Origin of the sequence: Mesorhizobium sp. M0028 (genome assembly GCF_040323855.1) — a bacterium.
Classification (GTDB): domain Bacteria; phylum Pseudomonadota; class Alphaproteobacteria; order Rhizobiales; family Rhizobiaceae; genus Mesorhizobium.
This window is the reverse complement of record NZ_JAMYVG010000054.1, coordinates 1-775: the sequence shown is the minus strand read 5'-3', so window position 1 is coordinate 775 and position 775 is coordinate 1. Positions and strand designations below refer to the sequence as shown.

Here is a 775-nt window from a genome sequence, read left to right as displayed (position 1 = left end):
GAAAGGAAGAGTAATGTACAAGGAAATCCTATACTCGGTCACTGACTATGTGGCGACCATTACGCTCAACCGTCCAGATCAACTGAACGCCTGGACTCCCACAATGAACTCGGAGGTACGCGCTGCAATAAATGCGGCAACTGCTGATGATAACGTCCGCGCTATCGTGGTTACAGGATCCGGGCGTGGATTTTGCGCTGGATACGATATGTCACTCCTGGAACCCGGTGTGCCTGACGACAGCGAGGATGACCAGACTTTCTCCTATCTGATGGCCGTTCCCAAACCGGTCTTCATGGCGATTAACGGTCCGATCGCTGGCATCGGGCTGGTATTCGCCGCGTTTGGCGATTTTCGCTATATGGCCGAGGGGGCGAAGCTCACGACGTCTTTCGCCAGGCGAGGCCTCATCGCGGAATTCGGTCTTTCCTGGATTCTCACTCGCCTGATTGGCACGATGAACGCCCTCGACCTCCTCTGCTCGGCGCGTGTTGTCCAGTCTCAAGAGGCGGAGCGGCTCGGGCTGGTGCGCTCGTTACCCGCAGTGAACTTTCTTTCGGCAGTGGAAGGCACCGCCCGCGAGATGGTGACGACGGCGTCGCCGCGATCCATCGGCGTAATAAAGCGGCAGATCTACGACTCTCACTCGCAGTCGCTCGCCGAAGCTTTCGTCGTGGCTTACAAGGAAATGCAAGCCTCTTTGCTTTCTGAAGACTACGAAGAGGGCGTTGCCCATTTTATGGAAAAGCGAGCGCCAAAGTTTACGGGGCGGTAG

At 56.5% G+C, this 775-nt stretch carries 1 protein-coding gene; it reads left to right on the top strand.

Annotated elements, in window-relative coordinates:
* Nucleotides 1-13: 13 nt before the first annotated feature.
* Nucleotides 14-775: an enoyl-CoA hydratase-related protein gene (locus NKJ93_RS33525; protein ID WP_352593650.1), complete on the top strand. Its 762-nt coding sequence runs from the start codon at nt 14-16 to the stop codon at nt 773-775.

Bases quoted from the DNA above. Each gene is read 5' to 3' on its own strand.
- NKJ93_RS33525 (WP_352593650.1), top strand. From the start codon at position 14: ATGTACAAGGAAATCCTATACTCGGTCACTGACTATGTGGCGACCATT.